Here is a 6,711-nt window from a genome sequence, read left to right on the forward strand (position 1 = left end):
TGGAGTGGTCTGTAAATAGTATACCGTTACCGATTTGCCTATACAACAGTACTGCTTCAAGATCTGGCCATGATCCGGTCGCAGCAGGCCTGCAATTTCTTAAGCGGCTTTTTTATGCCAGGTCCGGGCATTATGGGTCAACCTGAGGGTTATTCCTGGCTCAAAAATCTATATGGCGCAAAAATAACAATTGAAAATCAGGATGGTCGGCTAATTCAACACAAGTCAGGTTTTGCTTCATTTGCCCCATCTGCTGACGGGCCTGCGGGTTGATAAGATAACAAATGGCGCCCCGCCCGGCGGCATTGCCAAGATTATGAATCAGATCGGGGTTGACCGCCGGCAAAATACCAGCCTTGATGGCATGTTCAGGATTCAGGTAATTTCCAAAAGCGCCCGCTAAAAAGACCGCTTTAAGCGCTTCCACCTTTGTCCCGCTCTCCCGCATCAAAATCTCAATGGCGGCGCGTACAGCACCTTTGGCCAGTTGCAAGCTGCGTACATCTTCCTGGCTCAATACCAGCGGTACGCCCTGATAGGATTTTTCAGACGGAACTATGACAAGTTCCCTTCCTTGTGATCCGGCCCTTATTTCCGGCCTTCCTTCCATAAAGCTGCCATTGGCTGCAACCATGTCATTATTCAAGAGCCAGGCCAATAAGTCGACCAGAGCCGAGCCGCACATACCCCGCGGTTCTCCGTTGCCCAATACATGATAGTCCAGCCGGCCGTCATTCCACTGAAAATGGTCGATAGCTCCGTGAACGGCCCTCATTCCGCAGCGAATACCGGCCCCTTCAAAGGCTGGGCCGGCTGCAGCGGAGGCTGCCCACATTCCTTTCTGGCCGGCTAGAATCACTTCGCTGTTAGTGCCGATGTCTATAAACAGATACGGCAAGGGCGGCGGGCACGGCAGAGTCAACAACCCGGCCAGGGCGTCAGAGCCGATAAAACCCCGGGCTTGCGGCGGTATGACCAGCAGAGCTTCACGGTGGGCCGCTAGGCCTACTGCCCCGGCCCGGCAACTGTAAGCATCAGTGATTATGCCGCTAAAAGGGGCGGCGGCCAAACCCGCCGGATTTAAGCCTAAAACAAAATGGGTCATAACCGGATTTCCTACCACAACCAGCCGGTAGACCTGATCGGGCAGGCTTTTACACTGCCTGACAAGGCTGGCGATCAGAGTATTGGCGTTGTTGACGATCACTTGATGCAGGGTTTGCAGGCCATCGTCATGACTCAAACAATAGTCCAGGCGGGAAATGATGTTGTCACCATAGACGCGCTGCATATTGGGCATGGTGGTTGTAGCGACGGTCTGACCGGTTTCCAGATCCAGCAGTGAGCCTACCAGGCTGGTGGTGCCCACATCCAGGGCTACCCCATAAAGATCCTGCCGGGAGCGGCCGGCGTATATCAATTGCCGGTCTTCTGTCAGCAAAGCATTTAATTCAAGAACTGGCCGGTCGGTCCTATCCAGGCTGTGCAATTCATTGAGATCGGCAATACTCAAGTTGAGGTGCAGATTTGGCAAGGACTTTTGCAGCCGTTCCTGTATGGAAACCGGATTATGCCGGTCCTGACCCGGCAAATATATCTTTTTATGCATGACCATGGGCGGCGCAGCCGTTTCAGACATTAACCGGGGCACCGGGGCGGCAGTAAAAGGCTGGCCTTCAAGAAACACTTTAAGGCCCTGGGTCGCCGGGATGCGGCAGGCCAGACGCATGCCCGCCTTGATTTCTTCAGGGAGCAGCAGGTAGCGCTCCGCTTCATCCGGCGGGTTAAGCGGGCCTTCTATCTTGAGTTTGCACTTCCCGCAGATCCTTTTTCCGCCGCAGGGGCCAGCCGTTATCAGGCCATGGGCCACCAGGGCTTCCCACAGATTCTGCCCCGGATAGGACCAGATGGGTGCCGAGGGTTTATCGTCATATGTGATTTCGATCTTTATGAGTTCATCCATTTTCTCACCATTTTGTTCTTTAGGCTATTATAACCAATAAAAAAGGCGGCTTCTAGCCGCCTTCCAGGACTATACTTTATTTTGTTTCTGACATCAAAGCATAAGAGAATACAAATACCCAGAGCAAGGCTGAAACCACTGCGATAGTAGCCATATTGAGACCCTGGCCCTGCTCAAACGCCGAATTTCCCAGAGAGTACATGACGTTAAAAGCTACAGCGCCCAGCGCCGTTAGTATAAAAATTCCCTTTTTAGTGCCGGCTGGCATCGTTCTTTTCTTGGCCCATCCACAGAATTTCAGAAAAATGAATACCGTTAAAATGATTACCAATAAGGTAAAAAGAGGACCGTTGTAAAAAACCCCGCTAGCTGCCTGCTCCGATCCGAACAACAACATCTTTCTTCACCCCCCTTTATCTCTTTAGTAAGTATATTATAATTCGAGCAAAGGTAAAACAAGGAACTTGAAGATTTATTATCTCACCCCGTTACTCCCTGCTTTCGCTAGGTTATGTATTCTCTAAAAAATCCTTTATTCCTTCAAAGAGCGTCATATTTTTTGTGAAAAGGGATATTTCCCCGTTGCTTTACAATTGGCCGCCTATTCATTATAATATACCCTGCATGAATTGATATCGGGCGGCAAGTAAATCAGATAGTCGCAGGTTTAAACCTGAGGAAAGTCGGAGCTCCGCAGGGCAAGGTGCTGGATAACGTCCAGTGGGGGCGACCCTAAGGCTAGTGCCACAGAAACAGACCGCCCCGCATTCGCGGGGTAAGGGTGGAAAGGCGAGGTAAGAGCTCACCAGCGTTTAGGCGACTAAACGGCTCGGTAAACCCCACCTGGAGCAAGACCGAATAGAGGAACCATGAGGTTGCCCGCCTCGTTCCCGGGTTAGGTCGCAAGAGGTGTCAGGCAACTGGCATCCCAGATAGATGACTATCGAATACAGAACTCCGCTTACAGATTTGCTTGCCCATCAATTCAAACACTTTTTAAGGACATAAAAAAAGAGGTATACGAGGTATACCTCTTTTTTTATATAGCTATTTCTTTTTTGCGCCTTTCTTCTTAGCGGTCACTTTGACGGGTATTTTTACCGCAACCGCTTCCTTAAGGGATTTGCCAGGCTTGAATGCCGGAACTTTAGTGGCAGGAACCTTAATTTCTTCCCCGGTCGCCGGGCTGATAACCTTTCTTTCCTTGCGGTCGCGTACTTCGAAACTTCCGAAACCGATGATTTGCACTTTATCCCCGCCAGCCAGGGCCTTTTGAATGGCTTCCACCGTAGCATCCAGGGCTTTGGCAGCATCCTTCTGGGTGATTTCTGCCTTCTCCGCTATTGACTTAACAAGTTCCGATTTGTTCACGACATAGTCCTCCCTTATGTTATTTTATTAACCATATTTTACATTCCCCAAAAAAACGGCAATTCCTGCTATTAAAAATCTTTTTCGGAATTTTTTTTGAAAAATATAGGCTTAAAACTGTTATATACATTTTACCTGTTAAAAAAGGCTTTTATGCATGGAGTCCCAATTTTACGGTGCATTCCATTTTATTCCATTTCGAGGCATCCTGCCGGGATATTGGCACAATTGCATATACTGTTGCCTTATCGATTATAAAAGCCTAAAACAAGGGCTTTCTTTCAGTTTGAGAATCTCCGGGGAAAGCTTTTGATGTCTGCATTCATCTTCCAACAGAGCGCTTACCAGAGCGATCATATGCTTCTCCAGTTCCTGATGTCCGGCATCGATTACGTTCATACCCTTAAGGCGCGCTTCTTGAGCTTCATGGTATTTTACATCCCCGGTTATGACCACATCGGCCGCTTCAGGATTGATCCGTGCCAGCAAAGACCCTCCGGAACCGCTGATCATGGCGACCCGCTGCACCATTTGTCGATAATTTCCTACTACGCGAACCCCCTGGCAGCCAAAAACCGTTTTAACTTTTCCGGCCAGTGACTCCAGTGAGCAGGGTTGTGCCAGCCGGCCTCTGCGTCCCATACTATAAATACGGCCGCCGTTAACCAGACGGTAAACGTCGTAAGCGACCTCCTCATAAGGATGCGCAGAGTGCATGGCCTTGAGCACCCGGTTTAAACCGCTCTGTTCTACAACGGTCTCCAGACGGTATTCCTCAACCTCTTCCAGCACCCCGACAGAGCCGATAAATGGCTGACTTCCGTCCTCAGGATGGAAGCTGCCGATTCCCGGGGTGCGGAAACTGCAAGCCGAGTACTGGCCGATATGCCCGGCCCCTGCCTCAGCCATAGCCTTTTGCACCGCTTTTACATGACTGAACGGTACATAGACCACGACTTTGCATAGTTCATCCCGCTGGTCCGCCAATAACGGCTCAATGTCCTGTAATCGCAGCATTTCTGCGAGGTGCTGGTTTAAACCCTGGGGGGCCGCATCCAGATTGGTGTGCGCTGCGTAAACCGTTATGCCTTTGGCAATCAACTCATATACCATCTTCCCCCAGGCCGTATCCGCTTCCAGTCTTTTAACACCCTGAAAAAATAAGGGGTGATGGGTGATGATCATATCCGTCTCGAGATGCAAAGCCTCTGCGAGCACTTCAGGCTCCAGCTCCAGAGCCACCCCCACTTTTTTTACCGGGGCAAGATATGAGCCCAGCTGCAGTCCGGAATTATCCCAGGATGCTGCCAGATAGGGCGGATAGTGGTGCTCTAATATCGCAGTGATATCCTTAACCTGATTTGCCATCGATTATTTCCTCCAATTCCCGGCCCATCAATTCATATTTCAGCCGCTTGCTTTGATTCTGGGGCTGTTTGGAAAGGGACAGGTTTTGACAGCGGGCTTTAAGCCTGCGCCGGCAATAAGTCAGGTACTCCAGTTCAATGCTGTCCCGGGCTTGGAGTAGCTGTGGCCCCACTTCCAACTCCAGGGCGGACAGCCGGTAGGGACGGTCGCCGGGCTGGTAGCTGAAAAGGACAAAGAAGCGCCCCCTGCTTCTTACCACCCGTTCATCAATGAGCGGCCAGCCCTTTGCGGCCAGCAAAAGGCGGGGTACCGCAGGACGGGTCATGGGCTGCAGGACCAAACGCGCAAATGATGAGGTCAGATGCCAGTCCCGTCTCAATATCTCAGCCATAAGGTCGCCTCCCATGCCCATGATGACGACAGTATGAACCTCACCCCAGGCTAAAGCCTCTAAGCCATTTCCTTGCCGGACCGCAATACGGTCTGACCAGGGTGAAGTCTCAATATGCTCCCGGGCGCGCTGATAAGGGCCATCCCCCCATTCAGTAGCGACTACCTGTGGAGCCAGACCCTTTTCCAGCAGAAAACATGGCAGCTGGCCATGGTCAGTTCCGATATCAGCCACCGCGCCGCCAGGGATGATCATCCGGCTGGCTGCCAACAAGCGTTGGTCAATAGTAGCCATGAGGGCTCCTTTCCATGTATTATAGTTAATATAACCCAGGCAAAATCGCGGGGCAAGCCAGTCCACCGAGTTATACGGTTCGAGCATTTCGTCACACCCATTTTTAAGGAGGTATATGATGGTTACCAACCATGTCATCACCTGTTTCATGGAAAGCCAGGGTAAAATCTTACTGTTAAAGCGCAGTTCGCAAGTGGGCTCTTATCAGCGTAAATGGGCGGGCTTGAGCGGATATCTGCCTGAAGGCCGCAGCGCATTAAGCCAGGCATATTTGGAAATAAAGGAAGAAGCCAGTCTGTGCAGTGATGACATTATATTGGTCAAAGCGGGGGCAATTCTGGAAGTACCCGATACGGAAGCGGGCATCATGTGGCTGGTCCATCCTTTTCGCTTTTATGTCAAGCACCCCGGAAGGATCATCATTGATTGGGAGCATGTGGAGTTCCAATGGATCGAACCGGAGGACATAAAAAAATATGACTGCGTACCGATGCTCTACGAAACCTGGCAGAGAGTGGCCGATGAATAGACAGGAGATGAAGGCCGGGCAGCTGGCTTTGGATCGTAAACATGGCGCCAGTTTTCTGCTGCGCCAGGCATTGTTGATTTTAAAGGACGAGGCCGCAGAGCTGCCCTGCGGAGACTGGCTGGACTACCTGGAACAGCTTACCGCCATGGCCCTGCGGCTGCAGGAAATCAGGCCTGCCATGGCGGCTATCAAGAATGGCCTGCAGGTTTTTATCGACGGCATGGCAGGCCTGAAAGCCGAGAGCGTGCCCTTTGAACCGGTAGATTCGGTCGCACGGCTGGTGGAATCCATTTTACACAGCCTGGACCTGAAATTCCATGATACCGTTATGAATGGAGCGGAACTGATCAAGCCAGGCGATCAGATCATCAGCTGCAGCTTCAGCGCCACGGTTTGCTCGGCGTTGATACAGGCCTCTGCAGCAGGCCGCAGCTTTGCGGCCTTGATCGTAGATGAGCAGTCTCAGGCGCAAGGCTTAAAATATGGAGAAATGATGGCTTCCGCCTTGCAGGCAGGCGGAGTCGGCTGTGATCTTGTCGCGGAGGATCGGCTAGATAGTATTCAGGGGGTCAGCCTGGGATTGGTAGGAGCTGACAGCGTGCTTTCCGACGGTTCATTGATCAATGGCTACCCCAGCCTGCAGTTGGCCAGAACCTGCTTTGAACGCCAGATTCCTTTCTATTGCCTATGTGAATCCCACAAACTGGCCTCAAGTTATCCCCCCCTGCCACTGGAAGAGGGTTTTGATCTGATTCCCGCCACTTATGTAACCGCTGTTGTCACTGAAAAAGGGAT

At 51.3% G+C, this 6,711-nt stretch carries 7 protein-coding genes and 1 other RNA gene; 3 read left to right on the forward strand and 5 right to left on the reverse strand.

What is annotated here, in order from left to right; all coding sequences use genetic code 11:
- Window positions 1–160: 160 nt before the first annotated feature.
- Window positions 161–1,963 carry an ASKHA domain-containing protein gene (locus B3W37_RS04720; protein WP_483170280.1) on the reverse strand — a complete coding sequence of 601 codons (1,803 nt, stop codon included), beginning with the start codon at window positions 1,961–1,963 and terminating at the stop codon, window positions 161–163.
- A 76-nt stretch (window positions 1,964–2,039) separates the two neighbouring features.
- A complete protein-coding gene (locus B3W37_RS04725; protein ID WP_481040488.1) occupies window positions 2,040–2,360 on the reverse strand; it encodes a hypothetical protein in 321 nt (106 codons plus the stop codon).
- Between the two features lie 246 nt (window positions 2,361–2,606).
- On the opposite strand from B3W37_RS04725, the gene rnpB reads away from it, so the two are divergent.
- Window positions 2,607–2,943, forward strand: an RNA gene (gene rnpB, locus B3W37_RS04730) — RNase P RNA component class A.
- Window positions 2,944–3,010: 67 nt separating this feature from the next.
- On the opposite strand, the gene B3W37_RS04735 is transcribed toward rnpB, so the two are convergent.
- The 3 genes from B3W37_RS04735 to B3W37_RS04745 all read right to left on the reverse strand — a co-directional run bounded on the left by B3W37_RS04735 (window position 3,011) and on the right by B3W37_RS04745 (window position 5,387).
- Entirely contained in the window at window positions 3,011–3,334 is a 324-nt protein-coding gene (locus B3W37_RS04735) for an HU family DNA-binding protein (RefSeq protein WP_483170278.1), read from the reverse strand.
- Window positions 3,335–3,586: 252 nt separating this feature from the next.
- Window positions 3,587–4,702 carry a Nif3-like dinuclear metal center hexameric protein gene (locus tag B3W37_RS04740; RefSeq protein WP_483174935.1) on the reverse strand — a complete coding sequence of 372 codons (1,116 nt, stop codon included), beginning with the start codon at window positions 4,700–4,702 and terminating at the stop codon, window positions 3,587–3,589.
- Window positions 4,686–5,387 (reverse strand): tRNA (adenine(22)-N(1))-methyltransferase, encoded by a 702-nt coding sequence (locus tag B3W37_RS04745; protein ID WP_483170276.1) that lies wholly within the window; start codon window positions 5,385–5,387, stop codon window positions 4,686–4,688. Before B3W37_RS04745 ends, B3W37_RS04740 begins: the two co-directional genes overlap by 17 nt.
- Before the next feature lie 115 nt (window positions 5,388–5,502).
- On the opposite strand from B3W37_RS04745, the gene B3W37_RS04750 reads away from it, so the two are divergent.
- Window positions 5,503–5,916 (forward strand): NUDIX hydrolase, encoded by a 414-nt coding sequence (locus tag B3W37_RS04750; RefSeq protein ID WP_481040496.1) that lies wholly within the window; start codon window positions 5,503–5,505, stop codon window positions 5,914–5,916.
- The coding region (locus tag B3W37_RS04755) for an eIF2B alpha/beta/delta subunit family protein (protein WP_483174936.1) at window positions 5,909–6,711 on the forward strand (803 nt) is incomplete at its 3' end. The genes B3W37_RS04750 and B3W37_RS04755, both read left to right, overlap by 8 nt.

The organism is Syntrophomonas sp. UBA5494 (assembly GCF_002426325.1).